The organism is Paenibacillus sp. 1-8 (assembly GCF_056316205.1).
The window spans coordinates 2,732,699-2,758,516 of record NZ_CM149995.1 but is presented as its reverse complement, the minus strand read 5'-3'; the positions used below and the strand labels follow the sequence as shown (position 1 = coordinate 2,758,516).

Annotated in this window: 29 protein-coding genes; 16 read left to right on the top strand and 13 right to left on the bottom strand. The window is 41.8% G+C overall.

Annotated features, from left to right (window positions below; translation table 11 throughout):
- Position 1: 1 nt before the first annotated feature.
- Together nikA and AC0WRU_RS12490 are read right to left on the bottom strand one after the other, a co-directional pair.
- The gene (gene nikA / locus AC0WRU_RS12495; protein ID WP_476124761.1) at positions 2-1,537 is read right to left on the bottom strand and encodes a nickel ABC transporter substrate-binding protein; all 1,536 of its coding nucleotides are present in this window, start codon (positions 1,535-1,537) and stop codon (positions 2-4) included.
- 208 nt (positions 1,538-1,745) lie between these two features.
- Positions 1,746-3,209, bottom strand: a complete 1,464-nt coding sequence (locus AC0WRU_RS12490) for a DHA2 family efflux MFS transporter permease subunit (protein WP_476128632.1) — start codon at positions 3,207-3,209, stop codon at positions 1,746-1,748.
- Between the two features lie 138 nt (positions 3,210-3,347).
- Between AC0WRU_RS12490 and AC0WRU_RS12485 the strand changes: the two genes are divergently transcribed.
- A complete protein-coding gene (locus AC0WRU_RS12485; RefSeq protein ID WP_025685710.1) occupies positions 3,348-3,917 on the top strand; it encodes a TetR/AcrR family transcriptional regulator in 570 nt (189 codons plus the stop codon).
- 183 nt (positions 3,918-4,100) lie between these two features.
- Complete coding sequence (locus AC0WRU_RS12480; protein WP_025685709.1) at positions 4,101-4,352, top strand: YolD-like family protein; 252 nt, start codon at positions 4,101-4,103, stop codon at positions 4,350-4,352.
- A 211-nt stretch (positions 4,353-4,563) separates the two neighbouring features.
- On the opposite strand, the gene AC0WRU_RS12475 is transcribed toward AC0WRU_RS12480, so the two are convergent.
- Positions 4,564-4,893 (bottom strand): DUF3817 domain-containing protein, encoded by a 330-nt coding sequence (locus tag AC0WRU_RS12475; protein ID WP_476124758.1) that lies wholly within the window; start codon positions 4,891-4,893, stop codon positions 4,564-4,566.
- A gap of 514 nt (positions 4,894-5,407) precedes the next feature.
- Between AC0WRU_RS12475 and AC0WRU_RS12470 the strand changes: the two genes are divergently transcribed.
- The 5 genes from AC0WRU_RS12470 to AC0WRU_RS12450 all read left to right on the top strand — a co-directional run bounded on the left by AC0WRU_RS12470 (position 5,408) and on the right by AC0WRU_RS12450 (position 10,046).
- Entirely contained in the window at positions 5,408-6,328 is a 921-nt protein-coding gene (locus AC0WRU_RS12470; RefSeq protein ID WP_476124756.1) for an aminoglycoside phosphotransferase family protein, read from the top strand.
- An 89-nt stretch (positions 6,329-6,417) separates the two neighbouring features.
- On the top strand, positions 6,418-6,867 hold the full coding sequence (locus AC0WRU_RS12465) for a hypothetical protein (RefSeq protein WP_476124754.1): 450 nt from the start codon (positions 6,418-6,420) through the stop codon (positions 6,865-6,867).
- A gap of 132 nt (positions 6,868-6,999) precedes the next feature.
- Positions 7,000-7,983 carry an ABC transporter substrate-binding protein gene (locus AC0WRU_RS12460; RefSeq protein WP_476124752.1) on the top strand — a complete coding sequence of 328 codons (984 nt, stop codon included), beginning with the start codon at positions 7,000-7,002 and terminating at the stop codon, positions 7,981-7,983.
- 33 nt (positions 7,984-8,016) lie between these two features.
- Positions 8,017-9,042 (top strand): FecCD family ABC transporter permease, encoded by a 1,026-nt coding sequence (locus tag AC0WRU_RS12455; protein ID WP_025685703.1) that lies wholly within the window; start codon positions 8,017-8,019, stop codon positions 9,040-9,042.
- Entirely contained in the window at positions 9,039-10,046 is a 1,008-nt protein-coding gene (locus AC0WRU_RS12450; RefSeq protein ID WP_476124750.1) for a FecCD family ABC transporter permease, read from the top strand. Before AC0WRU_RS12455 ends, AC0WRU_RS12450 begins: the two co-directional genes overlap by 4 nt.
- Positions 10,047-10,111: 65 nt before the next feature.
- Here AC0WRU_RS12450 and AC0WRU_RS12445 read toward each other — a convergent pair whose 3' ends face one another.
- The 3 genes from AC0WRU_RS12445 to AC0WRU_RS12435 form a co-directional block, all read right to left on the bottom strand.
- Positions 10,112-10,546, bottom strand: a complete 435-nt coding sequence (locus AC0WRU_RS12445) for a VOC family protein (RefSeq protein ID WP_476124748.1) — start codon at positions 10,544-10,546, stop codon at positions 10,112-10,114.
- Between the two features lie 237 nt (positions 10,547-10,783).
- Positions 10,784-12,196: a hypothetical protein gene (locus tag AC0WRU_RS12440; protein WP_476124746.1), complete on the bottom strand. Its 1,413-nt coding sequence runs from the start codon at positions 12,194-12,196 to the stop codon at positions 10,784-10,786.
- A 29-nt stretch (positions 12,197-12,225) separates the two neighbouring features.
- On the bottom strand, positions 12,226-12,738 hold the full coding sequence (locus AC0WRU_RS12435; RefSeq protein ID WP_476124744.1) for a histidine phosphatase family protein: 513 nt from the start codon (positions 12,736-12,738) through the stop codon (positions 12,226-12,228).
- Positions 12,739-13,058: 320 nt separating this feature from the next.
- Between AC0WRU_RS12435 and AC0WRU_RS12430 the strand changes: the two genes are divergently transcribed.
- Both AC0WRU_RS12430 and AC0WRU_RS12425 read left to right on the top strand, forming a co-directional pair.
- The gene (locus tag AC0WRU_RS12430; RefSeq protein WP_476124742.1) at positions 13,059-13,256 is read left to right on the top strand and encodes a DUF3934 family protein; all 198 of its coding nucleotides are present in this window, start codon (positions 13,059-13,061) and stop codon (positions 13,254-13,256) included.
- A 115-nt stretch (positions 13,257-13,371) separates the two neighbouring features.
- On the top strand, positions 13,372-14,064 hold the full coding sequence (locus AC0WRU_RS12425) for a pseudouridine synthase (RefSeq protein WP_476124740.1): 693 nt from the start codon (positions 13,372-13,374) through the stop codon (positions 14,062-14,064).
- A 335-nt stretch (positions 14,065-14,399) separates the two neighbouring features.
- Here AC0WRU_RS12425 and AC0WRU_RS12420 read toward each other — a convergent pair whose 3' ends face one another.
- The gene (locus AC0WRU_RS12420; RefSeq protein ID WP_476124739.1) at positions 14,400-15,266 is read right to left on the bottom strand and encodes a DNA/RNA non-specific endonuclease; all 867 of its coding nucleotides are present in this window, start codon (positions 15,264-15,266) and stop codon (positions 14,400-14,402) included.
- Between the two features lie 359 nt (positions 15,267-15,625).
- Here AC0WRU_RS12420 and AC0WRU_RS12415 point away from each other — a divergent pair, with 359 nt between their 5' ends.
- Together AC0WRU_RS12415 and AC0WRU_RS12410 are read left to right on the top strand one after the other, a co-directional pair.
- Complete coding sequence (locus tag AC0WRU_RS12415; RefSeq protein WP_476124737.1) at positions 15,626-16,873, top strand: gluzincin family metallopeptidase; 1,248 nt, start codon at positions 15,626-15,628, stop codon at positions 16,871-16,873.
- Positions 16,870-17,493, top strand: coding sequence for a histidine phosphatase family protein (locus AC0WRU_RS12410; RefSeq protein WP_476124735.1), 624 nt, complete (start codon positions 16,870-16,872; stop codon positions 17,491-17,493). The genes AC0WRU_RS12415 and AC0WRU_RS12410 overlap by 4 nt, the downstream gene beginning before the upstream one ends.
- Before the next feature lie 142 nt (positions 17,494-17,635).
- On the opposite strand, the gene AC0WRU_RS12405 is transcribed toward AC0WRU_RS12410, so the two are convergent.
- Positions 17,636-17,947 (bottom strand): hypothetical protein, encoded by a 312-nt coding sequence (locus AC0WRU_RS12405; RefSeq protein WP_476124733.1) that lies wholly within the window; start codon positions 17,945-17,947, stop codon positions 17,636-17,638.
- Between the two features lie 352 nt (positions 17,948-18,299).
- Here AC0WRU_RS12405 and AC0WRU_RS12400 point away from each other — a divergent pair, with 352 nt between their 5' ends.
- Positions 18,300-18,674 carry a hypothetical protein gene (locus AC0WRU_RS12400; RefSeq protein ID WP_476124732.1) on the top strand — a complete coding sequence of 125 codons (375 nt, stop codon included), beginning with the start codon at positions 18,300-18,302 and terminating at the stop codon, positions 18,672-18,674.
- A 70-nt stretch (positions 18,675-18,744) separates the two neighbouring features.
- Here the strand turns inward: AC0WRU_RS12400 and AC0WRU_RS12395 are convergent, their stop codons facing one another.
- Positions 18,745-18,963: a helix-turn-helix domain-containing protein gene (locus tag AC0WRU_RS12395; protein WP_476124730.1), complete on the bottom strand. Its 219-nt coding sequence runs from the start codon at positions 18,961-18,963 to the stop codon at positions 18,745-18,747.
- Positions 18,964-19,077: 114 nt separating this feature from the next.
- On the opposite strand from AC0WRU_RS12395, the gene AC0WRU_RS12390 reads away from it, so the two are divergent.
- Positions 19,078-19,356 (top strand): DUF6809 family protein, encoded by a 279-nt coding sequence (locus AC0WRU_RS12390; protein ID WP_476124728.1) that lies wholly within the window; start codon positions 19,078-19,080, stop codon positions 19,354-19,356.
- Positions 19,357-19,449: 93 nt separating this feature from the next.
- Here AC0WRU_RS12390 and AC0WRU_RS12385 read toward each other — a convergent pair whose 3' ends face one another.
- Together AC0WRU_RS12385 and AC0WRU_RS12380 are read right to left on the bottom strand one after the other, a co-directional pair.
- Positions 19,450-19,668, bottom strand: a complete 219-nt coding sequence (locus AC0WRU_RS12385; protein WP_476124726.1) for a helix-turn-helix domain-containing protein — start codon at positions 19,666-19,668, stop codon at positions 19,450-19,452.
- Between the two features lie 285 nt (positions 19,669-19,953).
- Positions 19,954-21,074 (bottom strand): IS3 family transposase gene (locus tag AC0WRU_RS12380; RefSeq protein WP_476124724.1). Its coding sequence is split into 2 segments (ribosomal slippage): positions 19,954-20,825 and positions 20,825-21,074, totalling 1,122 coding nucleotides; the frame shifts between segments, so codons are not numbered across the junction.
- 212 nt (positions 21,075-21,286) lie between these two features.
- On the opposite strand from AC0WRU_RS12380, the gene AC0WRU_RS12375 reads away from it, so the two are divergent.
- Positions 21,287-22,519, top strand: a complete 1,233-nt coding sequence (locus AC0WRU_RS12375) for a WXG100 family type VII secretion target (RefSeq protein ID WP_476124723.1) — start codon at positions 21,287-21,289, stop codon at positions 22,517-22,519.
- Positions 22,506-22,826, top strand: coding sequence for a hypothetical protein (locus tag AC0WRU_RS12370; RefSeq protein ID WP_476124721.1), 321 nt, complete (start codon positions 22,506-22,508; stop codon positions 22,824-22,826). The genes AC0WRU_RS12375 and AC0WRU_RS12370 overlap by 14 nt, the downstream gene beginning before the upstream one ends.
- 215 nt (positions 22,827-23,041) lie before the next feature.
- Here AC0WRU_RS12370 and AC0WRU_RS12365 read toward each other — a convergent pair whose 3' ends face one another.
- Complete coding sequence (locus AC0WRU_RS12365) at positions 23,042-24,154, bottom strand: alpha/beta fold hydrolase (RefSeq protein ID WP_476124719.1); 1,113 nt, start codon at positions 24,152-24,154, stop codon at positions 23,042-23,044.
- A gap of 146 nt (positions 24,155-24,300) precedes the next feature.
- Between AC0WRU_RS12365 and AC0WRU_RS12360 the strand changes: the two genes are divergently transcribed.
- Complete coding sequence (locus AC0WRU_RS12360; protein ID WP_476124717.1) at positions 24,301-24,876, top strand: TetR/AcrR family transcriptional regulator; 576 nt, start codon at positions 24,301-24,303, stop codon at positions 24,874-24,876.
- A gap of 196 nt (positions 24,877-25,072) precedes the next feature.
- Here AC0WRU_RS12360 and AC0WRU_RS12355 read toward each other — a convergent pair whose 3' ends face one another.
- The gene (locus AC0WRU_RS12355; protein WP_476124715.1) at positions 25,073-25,738 is read right to left on the bottom strand and encodes an MBL fold metallo-hydrolase; all 666 of its coding nucleotides are present in this window, start codon (positions 25,736-25,738) and stop codon (positions 25,073-25,075) included.
- Positions 25,739-25,818: the final 80 nt, after the last annotated feature.

Genomic DNA, 25,818 nt, shown 5'->3' with positions numbered 1-25,818 from the left:
GCTAGTTCACATCCAGGTCCTGGGTCAGCAGGTAGTATTCACTTTGGCTTGTTACCCAGTTAAGTACGTAATTGCGATAGGCCACTACGTTGTTGGGATGGACCAAAAAGGATTGCAAATTTTCTTGGTCAATCAGCGTGACAGCCTCCAGCGCCAGCTTGTTGCGTTGTTCCTCATTCACGGTTGTGTTCAGTTGTGTAATCATAGCCTCCAGTTCTGGTACACGCACACGCCCGTAATTCAATGCTCCCTCAGGCATGTAAGCCGCGTTCAGAAAATAGCTTGCATCACCGCGCGGGGCTGTAATGCTACTGTAAGTCGCCAAATCCCAATCCTGATGAGCGGCAAGATATTCGTCAATATTATCAACCTGACGGATATCAATCGTAATGCCAAGCTCCTTAGCGTTAGCTTGAATCAGTTGTGAAATGAGTGGAAGCTCCGCTCTCGACTGGTAAGTTAACAATGTGAGATGAAGTGGCTTGCCGTCGGGGTTCGTAACTTTTCCGTTCTGCACCGTATATCCAGCTTGCTTGAAGCCTTCTCGTGCGGCATTCAAATCAAACTTTTTCGTAATATATTTCGGTGAAAAAGGAAAGTCGGACAAGAACGGGCCTTGAGCAGGGGTTCCCTGACCAGACATGATACCATTGGCAATCTCATCCCGATGGATCAGGTTATCGAATGCTTTACGCACAGGCGTCTTTTTCAGATCAGTATTGTTCATATTGTAAATAAGTTGATGCGTCCGCAGACTAGGAAGAGAATCAACCTTAACGGTGGAATCAGCTTTCAGCAGCTCCAGACTTTCAATTGGCGGACGATACACAATATCGGCAGTTTTGGCTTGAAAAGCAAGCTGACGTGCATTGGCGTCTTCGTTAAACATGAACTTCGCATGCTTCAACTTTACTTCACCGTTCCAATATTGATCGTTGCGATCCAAATTCAGTTCACTTCCGGCACGGAAACTGACAACCTTGAACGGTCCCGTTCCTGATGGGAAGTCACCTGTAGCTGTGGTGTCTATAATAGCGGTATTCGGATGAACCAGCTCAGATACAAATTCCGGGAAAGGCTTGTCTGTCGTAATACTCAAAATCTGTCCGTCTGCATGAATATCACGGATATGCAGCGCATTTTTGACCGATGGATTGAGCTTCTGTGCTCTTTCCAAGGATGCTTTGACAGCAGCGGCATCGACGGCTTTACCGCTATGGAAATTCACACCCGGTCGGATGTTAAAGGTCCAGTGCTGTCCGTCCTTGCTGTTCCATTTCTCTGCAAGCCAAGCTTCCAGCTTGAGATCCTTGTTCACTTTGATCAGTGTTTCACTTACTCCAGCCCGAACGGCTGTGTAATTTACATCCGCATGAGGATCTATAGAAGGGCTTTGCACATTGAACAATAAGGTCACACTTTTATCTTGTGGTGCAGCCGATGGAGAGGGTGAAGCTGATGGAGATGAAGCGCAGGCTGCCATTATCACCGCCATTACCGCAGGTATAAATAGTTTAAAATACGTTCGCTTAAACAACAGGGAATCCTCCTTAATAGTAATCGTAATTTTTACACTTTACTTCATGAATCATATCGTAACCAAATGGGGGAGCTTTGTAAATATGTAATTGTATGAATATGTATATAGAGGTATAAGAAAAAGGCTGCTTAACCAATAGTGAGTTGGTTAGCAGCCTTTAAGTTTTTTAAGATATTTTTAGTTTGAGATATAAAGAATTTATTAATTAATGCATGGGAGCTTTAGCAGTGCCATGCTCAACATGAACTCTGCGGATGAAAAACGCAAGGATCAACCCGATCACACTGATGATCATCGCAAAGAAAAATGAATTCTGAGATCCGATTGCCATGGCATTGGCCATTTCATTTACAGATTCAGGCATACTGGATTGGCTCAAATAGCTGTCCATGCCTTTGGAGAGAATGCTTACCGCTACGGCTGTACCGATTGCACCAGCGACTTGTTGGAGCGTGCTCATAATGGCAGTTCCGTCCGGATACAGATCCATGGGTAGCTGGTTTAGGCCGTTTGTCTGAGCAGGCATCATGATCATGGAAATACCGATCATCAGGCAGCTATGCAGGACAATAATGAGTACAATAGCTGATGTCGTCGTAATGCCTGACAGGAAAAACAAGACAGCGGCAACGATCACAAGTCCCGGAATAACGAGCCATTTTGGACCGAATTTATCGAACAGGGAGCCCATGATGGGTGACAACAGACCGTTGATAATTCCGCCAGGCAGAAGCACCAATCCTGCGGACAGAGCTGACAGGGCCAGCCCTTTTTGCAAAAAGAGCGGGAGAATCAGCATTGTAGAAAGGATCGTCATCATACACAGGAAGACCATCACAACGCCGATAACAAACATCGGATATTTAAAGACGCGCAAATTCAACATCGGTTGCTTCATTTTCAACTGGCGTACAGAGAACAGAATCAAAGATACCAAGCCGATGATCAGAGGGAGCAAAACTACCAGACTAGCCCAGCCTTCGCCGCCTTCTCCGGATTTACTGAAACCGAACACGACACCACCGAAGCCAATGGAAGACAACAGGATAGATGGAATGTCAATTTTCGGCTTTGTAATCTCCGAAACGTTTTGCATAAACAAGATACCGCAAATCAGCGAAAGAATCAGAAACGGAAGAGAGATCCAGAAAATCCAGTGCCAGGACAGATTTTGCAGCACCAGACCCGCAATCGTAGGTCCAACCGCAGGAGCAAACATAATAACCAATCCGATGATCCCCATAGCTGCGCCTCTCTTTTCAGCCGGGAAAATGATCAAAATGGTGTTAAACATCAACGGCAATAAGAGCGCCGTACCGACGGCTTGAAGAATGCGAGCGATCAATAACACCGTAAAGCTTGGTGCTAATGCAGCAACGAGACAACCCGCAATAGAGAACAGCAGTGATGTGACGAAAAGCTGTCTTGTCGTAAAGGTTTGAAGCAGCAAGCCCGATACAGGTACCAAAATACCGAGTGTCAGCAGAAAGGCCGTGGTCAGCCATTGGGCTGTTGCTGTTGTAATGTGCAAAATCTGCATCAAATCATTCAGCGCAATGTTCAACGCCGTTTCACTGAACATTCCGATAAAGCCGCTAAGCAGCAGGGCAATCATAATAGGCATCACCTTGAATGTCTTAGGATCAGATGGAGCGCTTGTTTGACTCATTGTACTCATGTTGTTTTTGTTCCTCCAATAAATTGATGGGTATTGAATTATAACGATCGGTCTATATATAATAAACATGAAGTTATTTTTTTGTCAAAATAAAAATTGTAAATATTATATTAATGAAGGATGCTGTATATGGCTGCTAAACCCGAATCATATGAAAATATTGTACAAACCGCTTCGAGGCTCTTTTTTCATCAGGGCTACCACGCTACCGGACTCAATCAGATTCTTGCGGAGAGTGGCTCACCGAAAGGCTCGCTTTATTATTATTTTCCACGTGGCAAAGAGGAATTGGCTTTGGAGTGCATCAGAAGAGGGAATGAGTTTATTAAGCAAAAGTTGAAAGAAACGCTATCAGGGAACGAGGACCCTGTGCTCGCTATACAGGATTTCATCCGCAATACAGCGGAGGAAGCGGACCAAACGAACTTTAATGGCTTTATGCCTATGGGATTTTGGGCTGCTGCGGAAACTTCCTGCATCAGCGAATCGTTACGGCGTGCCTGTGTGAATACGTTTACAGATTGGCAACATATCTATATGGAACGTCTTCAGACAGCGGGATGGACGGAGGAAAAGGCACATAGTCTGGCGGTACTTATTATTTCCATGCTGGAAGGCGCCTTAATTCTGGCCCTTACTCAGCAGAGCAGCGCACCTATTTATAATGTAGCCGATTACATTCCACAGCTGATCAAATAAAAAAGGATATGGAATTGCTTCCTGGCTGACCAGCTTTGAGAGCCGATTTTCTTGTTCGTGAGAAAATCGGTTCTTTTTTATACGCAAGTGACACGATTTAACTCAGATTACCAGCACCAAATGATGAAAAGTATGGTAAAATAGAATGAATTTGATTTTGCAGTAAAGGAAGGGTGAAAGCAAGTGGCAAAGGCGAAGGTGGCCAAACGGCCTACCCGGGATGAATTTGTGCTGGAGGAAATCGGGAACCAGCTTGCAGAAGCACAGCAAGAGCAATCCGAAGTCGTGTTGACCGTATGGGGACGTCAAGAAACAACCCGCGGGCAGATCGTCAAAATGGACCCAAGAACGGGCAGGGTTCATGTAGAGAATAATGGTGAAACGGACAAAGTTCCTTTTATGGACATTATGAGTGTAAATTACCCAAGAGATTAGTGGGGGATTTGTCTATAAGATTACATAATATTAAGGAATGAAATCATGACAAAATGGGGCTCCCCTTTTTCAATCTCCGTCAGATGACTATTACGAAAGCTTGGAGAATTTCGGAAAGTAACATTTTACAATACCAAATAAAAACACGGCTTTCCAAGGTTACAGAAGCCCCGGAAAGACGTGTTTTTACGTAAAATATTTTTGTATGTGCCTATGTAGATTTAACAGGAGTAGCATGATCCATACGCGCTTCCGCCTTCTTCAGCACCTTACGGTCAAAGATGAAAGGACCGAACGGCAGCAGCGAGGCAATCAAAGCAATAAGCCCTTGTAATACCGTCAATTTGCGAAAAATCAACATGGCTACAATCGCAACTACATAAGCCACGAACAGTACCCCATGGATCATCCCCACCCAGCTTACCATTTGCGGCATCCCGGCTGCGTATTTAAGCGGCATAGCGATACATACAAGCAGCAGATATGAGACCGCTTCAATATTACCAATGACGCCAAACGTCTTAAAAGTATTTTTAAACATGAATAAACCTCCCTATTCTTATTCCTATTACTTAAAATTTAATATAGCCTATAAAACGCTTTGGTTAAACGTTAGAAAGTTACGATATATCGAATATTTACAGCTTTTTCTTCGTTTTAGAGGATAATACCCCGAAGATATGTCTGGATTTTCACATTTACATGAATGGATTTAAAGCTTAGACTGGGCTTTCTGAATGATGAGTTGTTTTAAAGGATGCGATGATAAAATGAGGAGGCTGCGTATATGACTAGATCCACAGATCGATCGGTTGCACAATCTACAGTATCAAATGGAGATCAAGGTTGGACATGCTCTCACGAATGGAATATCGCAATTCTTAGGTTGTGGGATGAATATGCGTTAGCCGCGCAGCAAGGAGGAATAACAATGAACCACTCCCAGTAAGAAGATTGATTCCTCTGTCATTTTAAAGATAAACTATGGAAAGCATATGTTTGCTAAAACGGTATAGCTCTATACAAGGCTATTTTAACGTGGGAGGTGTCATAGCGTGAATCAAATCTTTAGTGAAATCGCGGGCTCCAGTACGTGGAATAATGTGGATGAGATTCATAAAGGCTGGTCAAAAGATATGAAATACTATGTTCAAACCATCGACAGTAGAGAATTGTTGCTGAGAATGGCGGATATCACCCAATATGAAAAGAAACAACGTGAGTTTGAAGCTGTAAAAAAGCTGGATCATATAGAGAGCATTTTAATGTCCCGGCCGCTTAATTTTGGGATTTGCAACAACGGACAGTCCGTATACTCCTTATTTACCTGGATCAAAGGGGAAGATGCGGAAAAGGCCATTCCCATGTTAAACGCTACAGACCAATACCGACTCGGGGCTCAAGCAGGAGAAATATTAAGAAAAATGCACAAAATCCCTGCGGAGCAAGATCAAGCGCCATGGGCCGAATATTATAATGTTAAAATCAACAGATATATTACAAACTATAAAGCATGCGGCATTCCCTTTAAGGGAGCCGATCAAACCATTAGCTTTATTGAGCAACATCGCCATCTATTAAAAAATCGTCCCCAGACATTTCAGCATGGAGACTATCATGTGGGAAATATGGTAGTTATCCCATCTGGTGAACTGGGTATCATTGATTTTAATAGACTGGATTATGGCGATCCTTGGGAGGAATTCAACCGTATTACCTGGTGCGCAGGTTTAAGTCCCTTGTTTGCTTCAGGTCGTATCCACGGTTATTTTAATAACGATGTGCCTGATTTATTTTTTAGATTAATGGCACTGTATATTGCGAGCAATCAGCTTTCATCGATCCACTGGGCAATCCAGTTTGGTAAAAAAGAAGTGGACGATATGGTTCATCGAGCTGAAGAGGTTTTGGAGGCGTATGATTACTTTCACACCTACATACCCAAATGGTATCTGCCCAGTTTCCTTTCCCTGTAAACATGAAGACCGCCGCTCCTGGGAGTGACGGTCTATTTTTGCATACATGATCTGTCTCCTCCAGTTTAAAATATCGAAGGGAAAATCTGATGAAAAAAGTGTATAACGAACGGGAAATTATAGACATGACCATTAAACTGCTTGAACATACTTCGATATATGAAGACCAGTATGAGCAATATGTAAGTCGACCTTTCCGTACGGATTTTTACGATGATCTTAGTCCGTATGTGCAAGTTGGCGAGCGGGGCTATACTCTTCTCATGTACGAAAGAGGAGTGCAAATGCTGAACAAGCCTACGAAAGATGTAGAGGATGTGATTTATTGGATCATCGAAGATACGATTCACATCATTGCTCATCTGAGTCTGCTTCGCAAATATAAAGTGGATAACATAAATACTCATTTAAAATATACCAAGGAGATCACGAAGGAGCTGACAACTGCAATTAGTAAAGCTTTTTATGAAATTGGAGGAATCTATCAGGAATGGCATGAAGCGAATAGAAGGGGAGCACTGGAGAACCCATTAAAGTAAAACAAAAACTTAAAGAAACAGTTGACAATCACTCAGGTAAAATTTACACTTTAAAATTAGTGATAATGATTATCAATATCACTAATTTTAAGTATGTTTTGCACTTACTATATTTCAAAGGAGATTTACAACATGCATCGTATGATGAACAAGAGATTTCACATGATTTTATGTGCACTATTCGTAATGATCTTCGTTATTTCAGGCTGTGGGAATGCTGGCAGTTCCTCTGATTCATCTGCTAAACCCGCGTCGTCCACGAAGGAAGAGGTAAGCAGGGATTCTGATACGCGTACAGTCTCTACGATAAAAGGAGATATTAAGGTGCCCGCTAATCCTCAACGGGTAGTAGTGAACTGGTATGTTGGCGATGTATTGACACTAGGGATTAAGCCAGCGGCAGTAATGGGCTGGAAACAAGAAACGATGCCTTTTTACGATAAGTTTAACGACATCCCCAATATTGAAAAGTGGGAAACTGAGGAAATTATGAAGTATGATCCTGATCTCATCATTACATATGATACAAAGGATTATGATAAGCTGTCTAAAATTGCGCCTGTTCTTGTGATACCTGAGGATAAAATGACCTCTCTAGAACGTTTGAAATTCCTTGGTCAGGCCACAGGACATGAAGCAGAAGCGGACAAAGTGATTTCACTGTTTGAAAGCAAGCTGAGTCAGGCCAAAGAAAAACTAAATTCCGACATATTCAAGGACAAAACGTTTAGCATTTTCGAGGACTGGGGCAGTGGCTCCTACGGAATTTATTATGAAACAGGCTCACGTGGAGGAACGTTGCTTTACAATTATCTTGGACTTCATAAACCGGAAAAGCTCAACACATTGGTTAAAAATTCCGGAGAGAGGCGAGGTTCTTTATCCTACGAGGTAGCTGCTGAATACTTTGGAGATTATGTCCTTTGGTTTAAGCAGGAGGGCAAGGAATCTGAATATGCAAAGACAAAAATCTGGAGCAGTATCCCAGCCGTTAAAAACGGACATATCATCGAAATTCCAGCGAAATATGCAGGACTGTTCTATTATTCGGACGTTGCTAGTATGACGGGACAACTAGATTATATTATTAGCAAATTGCTGGAACAGGCTAAGTAACGATGCAAAATTGACCTACTAAGGGTGTAATCGATGTCTACTCACAAAGAACCAAATAAAAAAGGAATATTTCATTTTATAGGCTACATGATCGTGGGCGTGTTCCTGCTCCTGGTGGTTACCGCAGCATCCATTACCTTTGGTGCTGCGGAAATGAGCTTAAAGCTGGCGTGGGGTGCTATATTTCAGTTTGATCCCAATATTACGGAACATCAGATTATTCACACCTTGCGTTTTCCGCGCACTGTGGCAGATATCATTGTAGGGTGCAGCTTGGCTGTATGTGGGGCGATTATGCAGGGAACCACTCGTAATCCACTAGCGGATTCGGGACTCATTGGCATAAGTTCAGGCTCGACATTTGCTATTGCGTTATGTATGGCCTTTTTGCCTGGTCGCACCTACGGAGAAACCATGCTGTATTCTTGCCTAGGTGCAGCAATCACTACGGGCATTACGTATTACATCGCATCTATAGGCAAGCGAGGAATGACGCCTCAGCGACTGGTGCTGGCAGGAATGTCCATCTCCATGCTTTTTGGCGCGTTTAGTACGTTTATCGCTATTAAGTATGAGATTGGCCAAGCACTTGATTACTGGTCTGCTGGTGGTACAGCCAGTGCCAAGTGGGGTGAATTAGCTTTCATTGCGCCACTGTTTGTAGTGGGCTTGGTCTGTGCCATCGCGCTTTCTCCCTCAATTACGATTTTGAGCTTCGGGGAGGATGTGGCATCAGGCTTGGGTATTCGTGCGAATAGGATTAAGCTGTTTTCAACCTTAATTGTATTAATTTTAACGGGGTTATCGGTTATTGTGGTCGGCCCTGTTGGCTTCGTTGGTTTGATCGTGCCACACATTATGCGCCATCTGGTCGGAACGGATTATCGGTATATTATCCCGGCCTCAGCTTTGTATGGAGCAGTCTTTCTGTTGGCGGCGGATTTACTCGGACGACTGATCAATCGCCCTCACGAAACACCGCTTGGCATTATTTTTGCGTTGGTGGGTGTACCCTATTTTCTCTACCTTGTGCGCAAGCAGAGGAGGGAGTTTAGTTGAAACTGTCCCGTAATACCAGGGGGATTAGCATTATTTTACTGTTAGTAGTGCTAACGCTGCTAGTGGCTGTACTCAGTATGAATGTTGGGAAAATGAACCTTTCTCCACTCGAAGTTTTCAAGGTCATCATTGGCGAAGGAACGAGCAAGCAGAACCTGATCGTGTTTGATTTTCGATTGCCACGTATTGTGCTTTCCATATTGGTAGGTATTGGCATGGGGATATCAGGCTGTATTATGCAAAGCTTGCTCAAAAACGACATGGCCAGCCCGGGGACACTCGGCATCAGCTCAGGCTCAGGGTTATTTGTACTTATGTATATTACGTTGTTCCCTAGTGAAGGATTGCTATCGCCTATTCTTCTTCCAGGACTGGCTTTTGCAGGCGGCCTTACGGCAGCTTTTTTGATTTTTATGTTTGCTTTCAGGCGGGGAAGAGACATATCGCCTACGGGCTTAATTTTAACCGGTGTCGCTATGGGCAGTGGCTACAGCGCATTATCTCTGATGTTGACACTCCGGCTAGACAAGCAACAGTATGACTTTGCTCTGAGATGGCAGGCTGGAGACCTGTGGGGGGACGACTGGAGCTATATTATGGTGCTGCTCCCGTGGGTGCTTATCACCTGCATTTACGTTTTTTACAGGTCTAACACACTCAATACGTTGAATTTGGGGAATCAGACGGCATCGGGACTGGGTGTAGCGATTAAAAGGGAATTTATCAGCTTGACGATTGCAGCCGTGGCGCTCGCTTCTGGTAGCGTGGCACTTGGCGGAAATTTCTTTTTTGTAGGCATGGTCAGTCCCCATCTAGCCCGCAAGCTAGTAGGGCCTAATCATAAGCTATTACTACCTACGACGGCATTGGTTGGAGCTCTCGTCATTTTGATTGCTGACACACTTACTCGGACGATTAGTTTTGGTGCAGATATTCCAACCGGAATTATTATCACCATACTGGTTACCCCTTATTTCCTTTACTTGCTGTCGAAAGCCAGTTAAATGCAGATAAATGAAAAGACGCTAACTCATGTCCATGCAAAAATACGACAGGGTTAACGTCTTTTTTATTGTTCTTTGGGCGATTCTTCATTGTCATAACTCAATTGCCATTCAATTCCGAACTTATCTTTAAGGCTGCCGTAACATTTGCTCCAGAATGTTTCTTGAAGTTCCATGCTTACGGTTCCTCCTTCTTTTAACTTATGAAAGTACGATCGAATTTTCTCTTCGTCCTTATTGACGATAGCGAGGCTGATGTTGTTTCCGGCTACGAAAGGCATACCAGGAAAAAAGTCTGAAAACATGACATTACTACCATCAATTTGAAGCCGCGTATGCATGACCAAATTTTTGGCTTCTTCTGGTAGAGGATAATCGGGATTGGGCGGTGCTTCACCGAACGTCATGATTTGTGGTTTTTCTGTACCAAAAACCTCTGCGTAAAACTCTGCTGCCTCACGACAGTTTCCATTAAAATTAAGATAAACATCAACAGACATGTGTTTCACTCCTTTATGGCTAATTCCTTCACAGGCTAAATTCTTATCTTTCATTATTAACCTGTACATTAGCAAAAATACCACGTGTTCATAGACATTCTAACGCAAACTTTTAAGGGGTATCGCTAGCGTCTTTTTTATGAAATCCTCGTATTGGAATTAAAGTAACCCGCAAAAAGGCTGCTTGTCTTTAAGCAAATTATTTTGCGGGTTAAGATTATTAAGATTATGGATTGACTAAAGGGAAATCAGGTTTGGAGTGGCTGGATGATAGAGCAGATGTCGTGAAATATCGCCGGGATGTTGCACAAAGAGTGGCCCCCAAACTGGATTTGCATCATGCATCAGCTTCAACAATGACATCATCCGACTAAATATCACTTGCAGATCCGCTTCGTGTGAAAGACCCTCGGTAATAGCGGCTGCCACTACATGCGCGGCGTAGAAGCCTGTGCGGTGCTCATCGGTAAGCGAGCCGGTAGTTTGCAACAAAGTACGCAAAAATGCGACGACGCTTTCATCCTCGTTTCTCCAGTTTTGGATTTCATCCAGACTGTGATTTTCAAGGCTTGCGAGTTTAGTCTTCATAATGGCTTCAGCCACAATTCGTGCAGAACGTTTTGCCGTTTCAGCGTCGATTGCTCTGCCGTTAAGCTTAATACTCGACAAATCCTTGTCGGTTTCAGATTCAATGACATCTGCCCATGCTCCGGCATGTTCAAATTCCAACAGTGCGGTGGCGTAAGCTCCCAAGTATCCTCGCAAAATATCTGCGGCGTGCGGATCACCAGACGGTCCTTCATTTCGGAGTTGGGCTCTTCCTGAAAAAGCGGCATTCATGCCCCGGAAATAACCGATTAAACCGATAGATGCTGCTGGGCCAAGATTCAGCACACCCAAGATATCCGAAGCGGTTTCGTCGATACGGGAAGCCCAATAATTCGGTAATCCTTGTCCGATATTTTCGCTATTCAATCTGGTTCTGACGACATTAGACAGCTCTTGAAGCAGGCCCAGGTCAGCATGCAAAATATCATGACCGCATACTTCATGCGGGATACTGGACCAAGCCAATAATCCAGTTGTTGCATGGGCCGGGGGAAGATTGACGATAGCCGCTTTTACTTTGAATACGGCTGTGGCGTCAGCAGGCCACGTAAACGGGCCACTTTCCGGTTCCCCCCATTTCACAAGTGCCGGGATAACGCTAAGATCCGGCTGTTTTATTCCTGCACGATCTTCCGCACTAAGAAAACCGTCATAAAGGTCACTGACAATCTCCTGAAACGCATCGGTCGCAAGGGCATTATAACCTTCTCCGTTTTGCAAAATGCTCTGGGCGATATCCAGCATAAGTCTAGCTGTACTATTTCTGTTTGGGTCCTGGAGCAAAATCTCAGTGAATCCCTGTTGCCCAAGCTCTTCCAGTACTTTAATAAAAGGGAAGGCAACCGTTTCCTGATAAATTTTTGGAAGCTTGGCTTTTGCCGCATGCAGTCTTCCCATCAGTTGATGATAGTCTGTAGGATCTGGCGGTCCTTGAAGATTGGAGAGAACAGCCTTTTTTACATTTTCGATACAAACAGACATGTTGGATACATCCGGTTTGGTAACAGTGGTGATGCGATTTCTTTCCAGCATTCCTTGCATAATTATATTACCTCCTGAATTTTTTTGAATTAAATTACGACAGGCTGCTCCGTATTCCACAAATGCTTCACTTGACATTTTCCATCACTAAACGTTAAAAGAAAAAGATCCGGATTCTTCATATCCTCCACAACAAAATCCGGTGCATAGTGACGCAACAGAAGCGTTATGATCAAGCGATGGGAGACGAGCAGAAAGGTCTGTTGACCGCTTTTCAGCAATTCTTCTACGAAGTCAGTAACCCGACGGATAACCATTTCATCCGATTCTTCTTCGGTAATGCCTCTTACCCCTTGTTCTCTAAGGCGGTTTCCAGGTGGACCAAGTTTGATTTTTAATCTTTCTTCGATGATTTCCGCAGTCTGCCAGGCTCGCGTATATGGACTGGAAATCAAACGGTCTACATGCAGTCCCTCCATTCGGGACAGAAAATCCGTCAACTGTTCAGCCTGGTTAAAGCCCTCTGGACTGAGTGGAGCATCCGGCTGATTACCAGTCCCAATACCATGGCGAGCCACGTATAGCTTTACATCAGTACTCATTCAACACTCCTCCTTTTTACATTAAATTACTTCTTAGGGAATTTTAGAAAAATCTTTCTTGCCGCCCAGACTAACATGTGTGATCTTTCACATGATTATGCTGTCCTTTTTTTGGCACCTAATTTTGCGAGGTGAAAATCTAAAAATACAAATGTAACAAACGAGTAAAAGCTACTTATCACAGATTTAAGTAGATCAGGACTGCTTTACAAGAACATTTTCAATTTATACGCTCAATTTTTAAAACAAATGGGCATTATGTACAAAGTAATGGTATGATAGCTTAGTTAAATCTGAACGACGACTTTTGAGGTGATCATATGGGTGGAAAAAGCAAGGGCGGCGGGACCGGCAGAGGTACAGGTAGTAAGGGCTGGACACGCTGGAACAAAACCGCGAAGCCAGTAAGGACAAAAAGCGCTTCTACAAGCGCACCGGGAAGCAAAGCGGTAGGTGGCACAAAAGGCGGCAGTGCCAAACCAACAAGGAATAAAAGCGGCGGCAACAGTAGCAAATAAGCCGGGAAAGTATAAGTTGTCGTAAACGGCGAACATCTGATTAAGCAAGAACAATCAGGTGTTTTTTTAATTATTTTACTTATACTCGCATATTACAATCAGAAGCAGGTGAATCGTGAGAATTAACAAGTACATAAGTGAGACAGGATTTTGCTCACGTCGGGAAACCAATAGGCTGATTGCAGCAGGGCGAATTACAATTAATGGCAACGTTTGTGAAGCGGGCGCGGAAGTAGAGCCACAGGATATCGTGCTGATCGATGGCGAGGCTATTCCGGAGAATCATAGCGAACCTGTATATTTGGCTCTGAATAAGCCTATAGGCATTGTTTGTACCGCAGCGGAACAGGTGGCAGGTAATATTATTAGTTATGTTAACTATCCTTCGCGGGTTTTTGCCATTGGCAGGCTGGATAAAGCGTCAGAGGGACTCATTCTATTAACCAACGATGGAAGCATTGTCAATCAAATGATGCGTTCCGAGCATGGTCATGAGAAGGAATATGTAGTGACCGTAGACAAGCCCGTTACAGACGATTTCACGGGAGCTATGTCTCGCGGCGTTGAAATATTGAACGTTATAACCAAACCGTGCAAGGTTGATCGTACAAGCGAATGCGAGTTCCGCATTATTTTGACGCAGGGGCTGAATCTGCAAATTCGCAGAATGTGCAAGGCTTTGGGGTACAGAGTGCTAAAGTTGGAACGTGTTCGAATTATGAATATTACCTTGGATCATCTGGAACGGGGCCAATGGAGACTTCTTGAGAGGGAGGAACGGGAGTTACTTCTTTCTAAGTTGAAATGATGGATACAACGAAATGGGTTCCCAGTTAGATTCAGAGACTCATTTGAAGAAACAATCGGTATCGACAGCCATTAATCTGGCAAATGCCCCGAAACCAAAAATGAACGAAATGATTTTTGGATATAGATAAATACATTTACGGTTTCATAGAGAACCGTTATAAAAAATGGACTCTCGTAGTTCCAAAATCACCATATAGCGAGATGATTTGAAATTTGACGATAAGTCCACTTCTACTCATATGTTAGAGGCTAGCTACTACTCTCATTGCTTCCGAGTAGGCTTTATATTTATTCCATTAATATAGATCAATAGTTAAGATGCGAGTTACTTTTCTAAAGGTTGCGGTCTACGATCAAGTCCTTCTTTTTCTCAATAAGATAGACTTCGGGAGTTTGAATTCCTTTTGTTTCTGTTACTGAATTTGTAAAGAAAAATAAAGGGTTCGTGTCGTATTGTTTTTGGTCGAACTCAATCTCCGTCTCTCTTGTTATGGCGGTTAAAGGAACTTGATATGTCTCCATCGGTTTGAGCCCACTATTTAAATTATCTTGCTGGTTATGGTACTGACGAATAATAAAAGCCAACGTCCGCAGCTCGTGATTTCTATTAACAAACGTTATGGATTTCCAAAAACCATAGGGAACTTTAATTTTGCATCCCGAAGGACGATGAATTCCGCAATACTCCGTGTCCGTACCTTTATTAACTGGCCCTGTATTGACAATAAATTTTTGGTCAGGTTCCATATATTCAATTAACCACTCCTCCAGGTGTTTCCACACTCCCGTATTAAAATCATGATGCTGTAATGCAATATTAGCCCAACAGAATGAATCATCATTTGCCTTCTGCGCTTGCTCCCCCCAGCATACATCATCTCGGCGAGTAAGGTGACCTTTATCCCAATCATTATTACGGTACACCTCCTCTCCCACTTGATTGTGCTCACCGATACGTTCGTCATAATGCCAATCGTCATTTTGGCGTTGAATGCTGCGATGTTGGGATTGGTTAATGATGGCCAACGAGTATGCAGCGAACTTGGTTTCCTTATTCATGACAAGCGAGAAGTTGGTAAAGTCGAAAATTTCCCCATTATTTAATGCATTGTTTTTCACGGTACCCGTAAGTGTAGGGTAGGCAATTACATAATCGCTGCCTAGAAACTGAGGGTCATATCCTTTTGTAGCTGTTGTCATCGTTGTAAACTCCTTTTGTAATTTAATCTGACTGGGTTGTGTTTATTTTCCCGAAGTACAGTAAAATTTCTTACCAGTACTCCACATTTAAATTAACCAAACAGCACTTATATACTCATTCAAATTATGGATTAAGCAGAGTGAGCATAATAAATTGCAATAAAATATACACTCGGTGTGTTACTACCTTATTAAGTCATCTAAATATGAAGCGAAGCTTTATTTTTCTCTAGACTAATTTTGCAAGATATTAACAATAATTATATTATAAAAATTACATAAATATACAAAGTATTGTTTACACACTTTTGAACAGACTTTACAAGGCAGTTAAAAGAAAAAACAAAGGAGAATGATGTATGTCACAAATGTTAGATGCACAGGCCAGAGAAAATGGAACAAAATTTCTGATTTATCCTCAAGATAAAACCGTACCTGGCTTTGAGATCCCCGAAGTTGTGTATATCAATTTACCGCCTGGAACGATCCAAGCAGGACCTGAGGACGACCGAATATATGTGGTAGATGCCCTAAACAAAAAACCGTTTAGACAAGTGGGGCCTTTATCATACCGATACCGTTATGAAGGACCGCATAACCCAGCTATTCAGCCTAATGCCCAAGGACATTTCGATCATGTACGTCCCGGTGAACGGGCCTTTTCGGCTGCAACGATGTATGCAACAGTTCGTCGGGTACTGGAAATATGGGAGGATTACTTTGGACGGGAAATTCCTTGGCCCTGGTCTTCCGGCATTCCCAAGCTGCTGTTGATCCCTTTGGTAGAATTTCAGAATGCTGTATCAAGCACTGCTGGTTTTCTTGAGTTCGGATTTCCAACTAGAGAGCTGGAGAATCCGTATTGCGAAAATTTTGACGTGCTTGCACATGAGATTGGTCATACTATAAAGTACTCAGTTATTGGAATTCCCTCTCGTTCTAATCACACCGATGAATACGACGGACACCATGAAGCATTTGGTGATTTAGTATCCATCGTTTCCTGTTTACATTTTGATTCTGTTGTTGACCATCTTTTGAACAGTACCAAAGGCAATTTGTTCTCCAGAAACGAGTTAGCTCGTGTAGGAGAGTTGAAAAATGGACGGGAAATTCGGTTAGCATTTAATGATAAAAAGATGCATGATGATATGAGCAGAGAAGAACACGATCTATCCGAGCCTTTTACAGGTGGGGCATTCGATATTCTGGTCGAAATTTTCCAGCGCAATTTAATTGAACGCGACTTAATTTCTCAAGAGCTTGGTGATCTTTCCTCTCATGCCGATGGTAATCAAATACCTGGAGTTCAGGAGAAATTCACTACCAAATATCAAGGTAAAGAAGCTGAATTTAAAGATGCCCTGCTTGATGCCCGTGATAAATTTGGCAAGTTGATGGCGACCGCTTGGAGTAATACGTCCAAGAATGATTTACACTATGGAAAAGTTTTAGGGAACATTCTGGATGCAGATCGACAACTTTACAACGGTAAATATGAACGTACTATACTTGATTGCTTTGATTGGCGGGGGATAACTACGGGAACTATGCTGGAGCCGCTGCAATTTCAAATTCATGTGGTGGACGAGTTAGTAACTGTATGACCCAAATTTATATAGCACGACACGGGGAAACGGAAGGTATTCTGGCAAAACGTATGGAATCACGATTGGATTCACCGCTGACAGATATGGGGTTAAAGCAAGCTTTTGCATTAGAAAACAGGTTAAAGGGTATACAGTTCGCAAAGATCTATTCCAGCCCAAGTCAAAGAGCGGCTCGAACAGCTTCAATTATAAAAGGCAATCAGAGCATTGACATTATACTGGATGACCATTTGTATGAACTGGATATTGCGGGGTGGGACGGGCGAACCAGAGATGACGTTGCTCAATCTGATCCTGTTTTGTTTGAACAGTTTACAAATCACCCTGAGTTGTTTCACCCTGTCCAAGGAGAAAGCTTTCAGGATTTGCAGAAACAGATCATAGCTTTCGTCACATTGATTCAGGATAGACACGCTGAAGAAACGATACTGATCATTTCTCATTCTGGGGTCATTAGAATGATTCTTGATGTTGCAGAATCCAAATCTTTGAGCGAGTATAGGAACCGTCGTAGTATACCAAACGGAAGCTTAAGCATTGTTAGGATTGAGGAACACGTGGCGGTAGTAGAGCTTGAGGCTGATATTCAGCATCTGCAAGATTTAATAATGGCTTAAGAATTTTCAGCCAGATGTACTGAGAGATACAAGTGCAGTTCGAGAAGGAGAGACAGGAAAACAGCCTGAGGCAATCTTCTTTTTTAGGAAGATTGCCTTTTTCTATTTATATGTCCTTATTTCATGAAGACTGGGGCAAGTCTCAGGCACAAGTATCCCAAAGCTCCATTAATTTAGTTATGGCTGCATCAATGTTGTCTAGGGACACACCATCTCTGGCTTCCGTAGATATACCTTCCAGGAAGGTAATGAATAGTGTGGTTAACATGCTAACATTTGTGGATTGTTGAAGTTCTCCGTTCTTGGTAGCTCGCTCAATACGAGCATATAACTTGTTCCTTGTCACCGCTTTTTGCCTGATCAATAGTTCTCGAATATGAGTGTTTTCCGGCGAACATGTATTTGCAGACAATACGACTAAACAACCCAAGGGACGGGTCTGCTCAGTCTGCATTATTGCTGAGCGTCTGCAATGGTCAGTCAACTGGTCACTGTGTATGCCACCGGTTCCTTAATGGCGAGCCATCCCTGTAGCTATAGTTACCCGCCAATGGCGGAGGCGTCCGCTGTTACTTCTGGCTATCTATAGCGTCACCGCTATTTCTTCCAGTTATGTACTGACGCTGGCTGCCCGTCTGCTCGCAGGAAGTTTTGGCTGGAGTTCTATGGGGTATGATCGGCGGTTACGCTCTTCGCATGGTATCTGCTACAGTGAAGGGGAGGGGGATGGCAGTTGCCATGGTTGGAACGCCTATCGCCTTGGCTATTAGTGTCCCTGCGGGAACGTTTCTAGGGAGCCTCATGGGTTGGCGTTCCGTTTTTTTGAAATCATGTCGCTACTGACAGTTATACTGATCGCGTGGGTGCTTTGGAAGGTGCCGGACTATCCGGGACAGTCCTCCGATAAGCAAGCTTCGATCTATGAAGTCTTCCTTACACCGGGGTTTCGGCCCATACTTTTGGTTGTTCTGACCTGGATGACAGCCCATAATATTCTCTATACTTATATTGCTCCATTTCTTGCCGCTAATGGGATGAGTGAGAGACTGGGGCTGACGCTGGGTTTCTTTGGCATTGCTGCACTCGTAGGTATATGGATAACTGGCGTGTTCATCGATCGTTGGCTCCTCCGTTTTAATGTGAATTTTTCGAGTTCGGATTATATAGATGTTGAGTTTTAAAACTTGTGTGAGTTTAGAATATTAAATCATTGATTGTAAAGGCTTGAAAGTATAAGTCATTCTTTGGGTTCTATCCTGCGGGGTAGGGCTTTTTCTGGTTTGTTCTATTTAGTAAATAGTCTATGCTTGTTTGGTGGAAATTGGCCAGTCTAATTAAAATCTCCGTTGGAATGTCTATATCACCGCGTTCATAATTGCTGTATATCCGCTGGCTACAATTCAGATAATCGGCGATTTGAGTTTGAGTTAAATCCTTATCTTCGCGTAAATCTCGAATCCGTTGATACATCTTGTTCACCTCAAAATAAGAATATCTTAGCGAAATAATCGCTATTGATTTTTAGCGAATATTTCGCTAAGATTAGTTAAAGGATTAATAATACATATCAAGAAGGAGTAGATCATGAGTATCTTGGAGAACTTTTATTACGGAAAATGTAGCCCAAGTGAACGGATCAAATCGAAAGACACTGAGTTTGAACTGGTTTTACAGAGAATAGCCGATGCTGAGGGAGCCCTCAAAACAAAATTGCCAGAACAGGATTACAAATTAATTGAAGAACTTTCGGATTTACAAGATGTTTTAATTTCCTTATTATCCGCTTCCGCTTATATTGAGGGTTACAAAATGGGGGCACTAATGATGATTGAAGTATTTGACGGGAAAGAAAGCTTAATATAGGTAGGTAGTTCAGAAGAATGAAAGAGTCGATTATAAAAATTTTTGAAAGGTAACTCCTTCATGTGGAGTTACCTTTTTTATTTCTAAAAGGAGCTATCCTGCCGGATAAGGCTTTTTTTGTTTCGTTCTGTTTAACAAGTAGTCTGTGCTTGTGTTATGGAAATCAGCTAGTTTGGTTAGAATTCTCGTAGGAATATCAACATCACCGCGTTCGTAATTGCTATATATTCGCTGACTGCAATTCAAATATTCAGCCATTTGGGTTTGAGTCAAATCTCTATCTTCACGCAAATCTCGGATTCTTTGGTACATCTTACTCACCTCCAAACCAAGAATATCTCAGCGAAATAATCGCTATTTATTTTTAGCGATTATTTCGCTATTTATCCGGAGGTTTTCATTTAGATTTAGAGGAAGAAGGAAGTCGAGAGCGTATCTATTTATTGTTTGATGTAATGATTTTGAGACTCAATATATTTATGGGAGTAAATTAACTGAAATAAGGTATATTCTCATGAATATTCAACGGAAGATGAGGAGTTAAAGGGGGACTTCTTTATACTTAGGAGGGAGCTGTATTGGATTGTCAACAGTAAATCAGACAACTTTTTTAAGGGCTTCTTGGCGATACTGAACAGGCGTCATATAGTCTAAGGTTCCATGGATGCGATGCTTGTTGAACCAGTTGACGTAATCGTATAGTTCGAGTTCCAAGTGACGAAGGCTCTGGAAGTTCATCTGGTTCACAAACTCTGTTTTCATGATCTTGTAGGTGGCTTCAGCCACAGCGTTGTCGTACGGACAGCCTTTCATACTTAGCGATCGACCGATTTCAAACGTCTCCAGAAGCTCGTCCATCTTTTGATTTTTGAACTCGCTGCCACGGTCGGTATGAAACCATTGAATCTGATGTAGATCACCCTTAACGGTCGCGAAGGCACGGGTAATCAGAGCAGCGTCCTTGTTCGGGCCTGCACTATGACCAATGATTTCTCGATTAAACAGATCCACCAGCACACAAATGTAATGCCATCGGTTCTGGACTTTCACATATGTCAAATCACTGACGACGAAGCGTTTAGCTTCCGTTTGCTCAAACTCCCGCTTCAAAATATTCGCCGTCGTTGCTTCGTTACATGCCGTTTTATGGGGCTTATATTGTGCCACCGTGTAGGTGGAAACGAGCCCTTGCTCTTTCATGATGCGGCCAATGCGACGTCTGGAGACGATCAACCCACGCTCATGGAGCTTCACTTTGATCTTGCGTGTGCCGTAGGCTTTTCGATTCTTGTGAAAGATATCCACAATAGCTTCGGTGACATCGTCTTCAGTGGCTCGTTCTTGGGCGTCATAATAAAATGTACTTCTTGCGATTTGCAGGACGTCACACATTGCTGATACCGAGTATTTATCACGATTATTCTGGATGATAGCTACTTTCGTCCCATGATCAGCGCGGCTTGCTTTAAAATATCCACTTCCATTTTCAGACGCTGGTTCTCTTTTTGCAAAGCGATCAGCTCATTTTCTTCTGATGAGCGATTGTCCTTCTCTTTGAAGGAACCCGTCGCCTGAGCTTGTTTGATCCAGCGATCTAAAGCTGAGGCTGTGAGGCCATATTCCTCCACAAGGGCTGCTCTGGATTTCCCATTTTCATAGAGTCCCACCATTTGTTTTTTGAATTCTGCTGTAAAGGTACGTCGTTGTTGTTTTGGCATTGTAGAGATTCGCTCCTTAACATGATAGGTTTATTCTACAAGCCCTTATTTTTTCTGTCCAACTTAGTGTAGCTGATCCATATTTAATATATATAAGTCATAGGTCATAGGGATTAAGTCGTCTTATTCTTATAACAATTAGGAATAGAGAGGGTTTTCCATAAATTTGAATCATGCTATTATGTCTTAACGAACCTAAACCGAGGTAAATTATGACAACAATTAAAGTGACACCTGAACAACTTATAGCCGTCTCTCAGAAATTTGAGCTTGCACAGCAAACGGCGATGCAAATGAATAGTCAGTTATCGCAGCATATCTCGTTTATGGAACGATTTTGGGAGGGCATAACGAAGGAGCAATTCTATTATAGATTTCAAACATCTCAGAAGAATATGGCTGACTTTGTTACACTAACAGATTCTATTGCAGAAGAATTGCGCCATCATGCGGATAAATTCAGATTAGCTGATCTGATGGAAGCAGGCAATCTTGACGCGGCTTGTTTACCTCCTCCACCTAATACGTGTGCTGTTCCTACTCCAGATACACGAAATGCATTTCAGAAATCGGCAGATAGCTTAACTGAACTAGGTCAGGATTTTGTAAACGCTAATTCGGTACGTTATGAGAAGAAATTTGATTCAGTCTGGAGCTTCCTAGATTATATGTCGTACGGCATTCCGAAGGGAATGTATCAAGGGTACATGGAACGGGCAGCTAAACAAAACGATTCATGGAATGACATGCTCAATTTTGGTACATTTGGAGCTTCGGGCATGATTCAGGGAGCATTTAATCCCAACAATGCCTGGTCAAAGGAACACTGGGCTAATATGATCGGTACAGCAGGATTGTTTGGAGGAGTTAGTTCAGTAATCAAACCCAAGATTAGTTTAAAATCATCGATTAAGTATGAGGGGGCAGTGGACTTACGACAAATTTCTTCGGACGGTTTGCGTAATGAATTGCCATTAACAGATGTCCAGAAAACGGAGATTATCCAGTATACTAAATCGTTGGATTTTCCCGAAGATAATATAATAATGAGTAGACCTGGTTTTTATGATGATTGGAATACAGGTATGATGTACGATAGATTTATTATAAATACAGATGTATTACCAGCAGAGCATACAGGAGTTGGAACCTTAAGTGCTAACTCGCGTGTGTCAGCCAAGGCAACGATTGCACATGAAATTGTGGGACACTATGAGGCATATAAGGCAGGGAGAGCATTTGAATTATATGATGTTACTCCAGATACATTTAAAAGAAATTTTGCTCTAGATGAAGCCCAAGCTAGTATAAGAGCAGCAAGGTTCGCTCCCGATTTAACATCAATAGAAAGGATGACGTTACTGAGGGATGCCATAACCCGATTAAAAAGTGCTGATTTGCGTATACGTGATGTTAAGGGAGAACTTTATATTGAAGAACGATAAAGGGGCAACGTTTAAAATGGAAAAAATAATGGACATTAGTTTAACTTTTGAGTCAAAAGATGAAGGTACAATTATAGTAGGAACAAACAAAGGATTAGATCATTTAACTTACCCAGAAATAAAAAAAATCATAGGTGATAAAATTCTTATTAAATACGCAGATCAAAATGCGACGGTATTAAGCGTTAGCTCTGTTCAAATTTCAACTTCAATGGCTGAAAGGAAAAATATTGGAATATGCGTTGGTAAGTTAGCATCTCCTGATCTTGTTCAAGTGGGGGCAAGTATCTACAGTTTGGAAGATTAGTTAATATATTGTATTATGAGGGATCCAGGAAGAATTAGAACACATGAATTTGTTGCTGTTTAAAGGAGTAGTAACAAATTGATATCTCTCCATTGGGTAAATTAACACTAGGCATGTTTTGGTCAATACTTACGTTAAAAAGACGGTTTCCCCTTTTGGGGAAACCATACTCTTAATTTTTTTATGTGAGAAATTGTAGTATTTATCCCTCTTTGTTATAGGAATTTCTTCATTTCATTAAATGCTAACTCCTTGTGACCTGCTTGGCAGTGTTGCTCACCACCCGTTTCTTTAGTAAATACTTTCGTTGTAATGGACGCAGCATTGATTAATTCTTGTTGGATTTGTGCGAGTCGGTAAATAGGTACGTATTGATCATCTTCTCCAGCTAGTAAAAGAACATCTTGATTAATGAATGCCCCAATGCCTTGCATCGTGTGCTTTTCGAAATTTTTAATGAGATCAAAAGGCGTTGCTTCACCGGTGTTTTCCATCCCTTTGGTAATCTTCCAATGTAAATCAATATTGTGAGTCATCATCTTTTCAAGTAAAGAATTCACTTGATCTACTTCATTACGATCGACTAGCTGCACTATGCTCTGGTAAGTTTCTTCTGGCATTCCCATTTTTAAGGCATCTAAACCACAATAGAAAATGTTAAAAGCAACTACTTTATCGATTCTCTTTTCGAAGGCTGCCGCACGCATAGCTAAATACCCTCCCCAAGAAGCACCTACGAGGCTTACACGATCTAATTTGAAATAATCAATCACCGTTGATATGGGCTTTTCCCAGTTGTGAATGAATTTTAGGCCGTTTTTTAATGCAGTTCCTTGGCCTGGACCATCAAATACAATTATATTGTAATGAATTCCCTTCATAAATTTCATCATTTTAAGCATCTCTTCCATGTAAGAATCATACCCACCAAAGACAAGTAATGTTTTCGTAGCTCCAGGCGCCAACAATTTTACAGCAGGAAGATAGGAATCTTCATAGGGAATCTTGTAGGATTCATAATCAAAATCATGAAAGCCTTTATAGAATGTTTCTCTATATTTTTGATACATTTTTTCTTTATTGGGGTCTGTAGGTGGAAGATAAAATTCTGCAGCTTGATAGTAGACTGAGGCTAAGTCATAGTCCTTGCTATCTTCGCGTTTCTTTGCAAAATGGAGCCAAGCTTCATACCAGCTATGGGTATCTTTTAATTTCGGAATCATTTTTTCCAAGTCAGCTTGTGCTCGATCATCTTCTTGATAATAATCATTGATAAAACGATTAATTTGAAGATTGAATTGTTCGTTATTGACATATGATTTAAACATATATTTTCCTCCTTCAATTTGGGTATGTGCTTACTATAGAGTATAGTTACTACATAAAAAATAATTAGAATCGCATAATCTGTAGGATATCTTACACGGCATATATGAAGTGTCCGAAAACTTACACATAAGGAGCAAGTGGTTGAATGGATGAAGATATCAGAATTTACAAAACAAAATTGGCTATTGAACGAGCACTCATTGAATTACTCCAACAACATGATTTTAAAGATATTACGATCAAAAAAATTTGTGATCAAGCTCTTATCGGACGTTCTACTTTTTATAGTCATTATTTGGATAAGTACGACTTGCTAGAAAAAATAGTTAAACAGTATGCTTCTGATTTTAAAGTTGAGATTGAACAGCGTTTTGATTCTATGGAAGATGGCAAGGTGGCAAATGCTATAGAACTTGTAACCGATAGTATGATTAAAAATAAGTTTGAAATTTCAACATTGTTAACTGTTCATGAAGTATCAGCTGATTTACGTAAAGAGTTTGAACAAATCTTGTTTAGGACTTGCTTAGATTATTTAAAGCAACAGAATTCTTCAACCTCGATCGCATTGGAGTATTTAGCAGAACTCTATGCTGCTAACTCAATGATGTCTATTCAGTGGGTTTTGAAAAATGGCAAAGATGCTAACATCATTCTTCTTTTAGATCAAATGCAAGAATATATTTTTAATCAATTAAAGTCTGATTTATATACAAGTTAGCACGCGTGGAGTGATGTTTTTATGAATGATATATCATTAGATGGGTTGCAGGAATAAACAACGAAAATCAATTTTGTGAAATGTAAAATAACACTTTGTTAAAATTCAATCACGAATTAACAAAGTGTTATTTTAAATAATCCTTCGACGCTCACAACAGCGTTTTACCAAAAGGTAGATTGCTGGAACTTTAACTTTATAATCCTTTGGTAAGACCTAATATCTGATCATATATATCTGCATTACTTAATCCCCCGTGATAACAAACTACGGATGCAATGTCGAGATCTAAATACTTTTTCAATGAGAGCCGAGCTGCATTCATATCCGGTGTGGTCGGAGCATGAATTCCCCCGAGAATGCCGTTTACACTGTACATCGAGTCCCCGGCAATGAGAATCCTACTTTGCCTTAAATAAAGGCTGATATGACCAGGGGTATGCCCAGGTGTATGGATGACTCGAATTCTGCCGCAAAACGGCAGTTCCTGACCATCTTTTAAGGTATCATCCACTTTGCCCTTCGGGGGATTCTCAAGGTGACCATCTTTTAAAAGAGGGACCTCCCCCTGAATATACGGCTTATCCAGTTCGTGTGCATAGACTTTAATATTATTGCCACACTCCTGCAAAATCTCAGGAAGACAACCTATATGATCCACATCCTGATGCGTCAATATCACAGCTTTTAGTTTGTCAAACGACACGCCTACCTTTTCCATGGCCACGCGCAAATCTTCAATTTGCCCGGGGAATCCTGTGTCTATTAAAACAGCCATTTCTTGATCCCACAAAAGAATGGGGTGAATCATATTTCCATGAAAATCTAGCTGAAGCATTTCTACTCCCTGTGAAATTTCCATAATATCGGGCCTCCGTAAAATGAAATTGCCGCCCATGCGGCTCGCCGATTCAATAAGACACGAAGGGATCGCGTGGTTTG

Bases quoted from the DNA above. Each gene is read 5' to 3' on its own strand.
- AC0WRU_RS12490 (WP_476128632.1), bottom strand. From the start codon at position 3,209: ATGAGTCAAACAAGCGCTCCATCTGATCCTAAGACATTCAAGGTGATG.
- AC0WRU_RS12485 (WP_025685710.1), top strand. From the start codon at position 3,348: ATGGCTGCTAAACCCGAATCATATGAAAATATTGTACAAACCGCTTCG.
- AC0WRU_RS12475 (WP_476124758.1), bottom strand. From the start codon at position 4,893: ATGTTTAAAAATACTTTTAAGACGTTTGGCGTCATTGGTAATATTGAA.
- AC0WRU_RS12465 (WP_476124754.1), top strand. From the start codon at position 6,418: ATGAAAAAAGTGTATAACGAACGGGAAATTATAGACATGACCATTAAA.
- AC0WRU_RS12460 (WP_476124752.1), top strand. From the start codon at position 7,000: ATGCATCGTATGATGAACAAGAGATTTCACATGATTTTATGTGCACTA.
- AC0WRU_RS12455 (WP_025685703.1), top strand. From the start codon at position 8,017: ATGTCTACTCACAAAGAACCAAATAAAAAAGGAATATTTCATTTTATA.
- AC0WRU_RS12445 (WP_476124748.1), bottom strand. From the start codon at position 10,546: ATGTCTGTTGATGTTTATCTTAATTTTAATGGAAACTGTCGTGAGGCA.
- AC0WRU_RS12440 (WP_476124746.1), bottom strand. From the start codon at position 12,196: ATGCAAGGAATGCTGGAAAGAAATCGCATCACCACTGTTACCAAACCG.
- AC0WRU_RS12435 (WP_476124744.1), bottom strand. From the start codon at position 12,738: ATGAGTACTGATGTAAAGCTATACGTGGCTCGCCATGGTATTGGGACT.
- AC0WRU_RS12430 (WP_476124742.1), top strand. From the start codon at position 13,059: ATGGGTGGAAAAAGCAAGGGCGGCGGGACCGGCAGAGGTACAGGTAGT.
- AC0WRU_RS12420 (WP_476124739.1), bottom strand. From the start codon at position 15,266: ATGACAACAGCTACAAAAGGATATGACCCTCAGTTTCTAGGCAGCGAT.
- AC0WRU_RS12415 (WP_476124737.1), top strand. From the start codon at position 15,626: ATGTCACAAATGTTAGATGCACAGGCCAGAGAAAATGGAACAAAATTT.
- AC0WRU_RS12410 (WP_476124735.1), top strand. From the start codon at position 16,870: ATGACCCAAATTTATATAGCACGACACGGGGAAACGGAAGGTATTCTG.
- AC0WRU_RS12405 (WP_476124733.1), bottom strand. From the start codon at position 17,947: ATGCAGACTGAGCAGACCCGTCCCTTGGGTTGTTTAGTCGTATTGTCT.
- AC0WRU_RS12395 (WP_476124730.1), bottom strand. From the start codon at position 18,963: ATGTATCAACGGATTCGAGATTTACGCGAAGATAAGGATTTAACTCAA.
- AC0WRU_RS12390 (WP_476124728.1), top strand. From the start codon at position 19,078: ATGAGTATCTTGGAGAACTTTTATTACGGAAAATGTAGCCCAAGTGAA.
- AC0WRU_RS12385 (WP_476124726.1), bottom strand. From the start codon at position 19,668: ATGTACCAAAGAATCCGAGATTTGCGTGAAGATAGAGATTTGACTCAA.
- AC0WRU_RS12375 (WP_476124723.1), top strand. From the start codon at position 21,287: ATGACAACAATTAAAGTGACACCTGAACAACTTATAGCCGTCTCTCAG.
- AC0WRU_RS12365 (WP_476124719.1), bottom strand. From the start codon at position 24,154: ATGTTTAAATCATATGTCAATAACGAACAATTCAATCTTCAAATTAAT.
- AC0WRU_RS12360 (WP_476124717.1), top strand. From the start codon at position 24,301: ATGGATGAAGATATCAGAATTTACAAAACAAAATTGGCTATTGAACGA.
- AC0WRU_RS12355 (WP_476124715.1), bottom strand. From the start codon at position 25,738: ATGGAAATTTCACAGGGAGTAGAAATGCTTCAGCTAGATTTTCATGGA.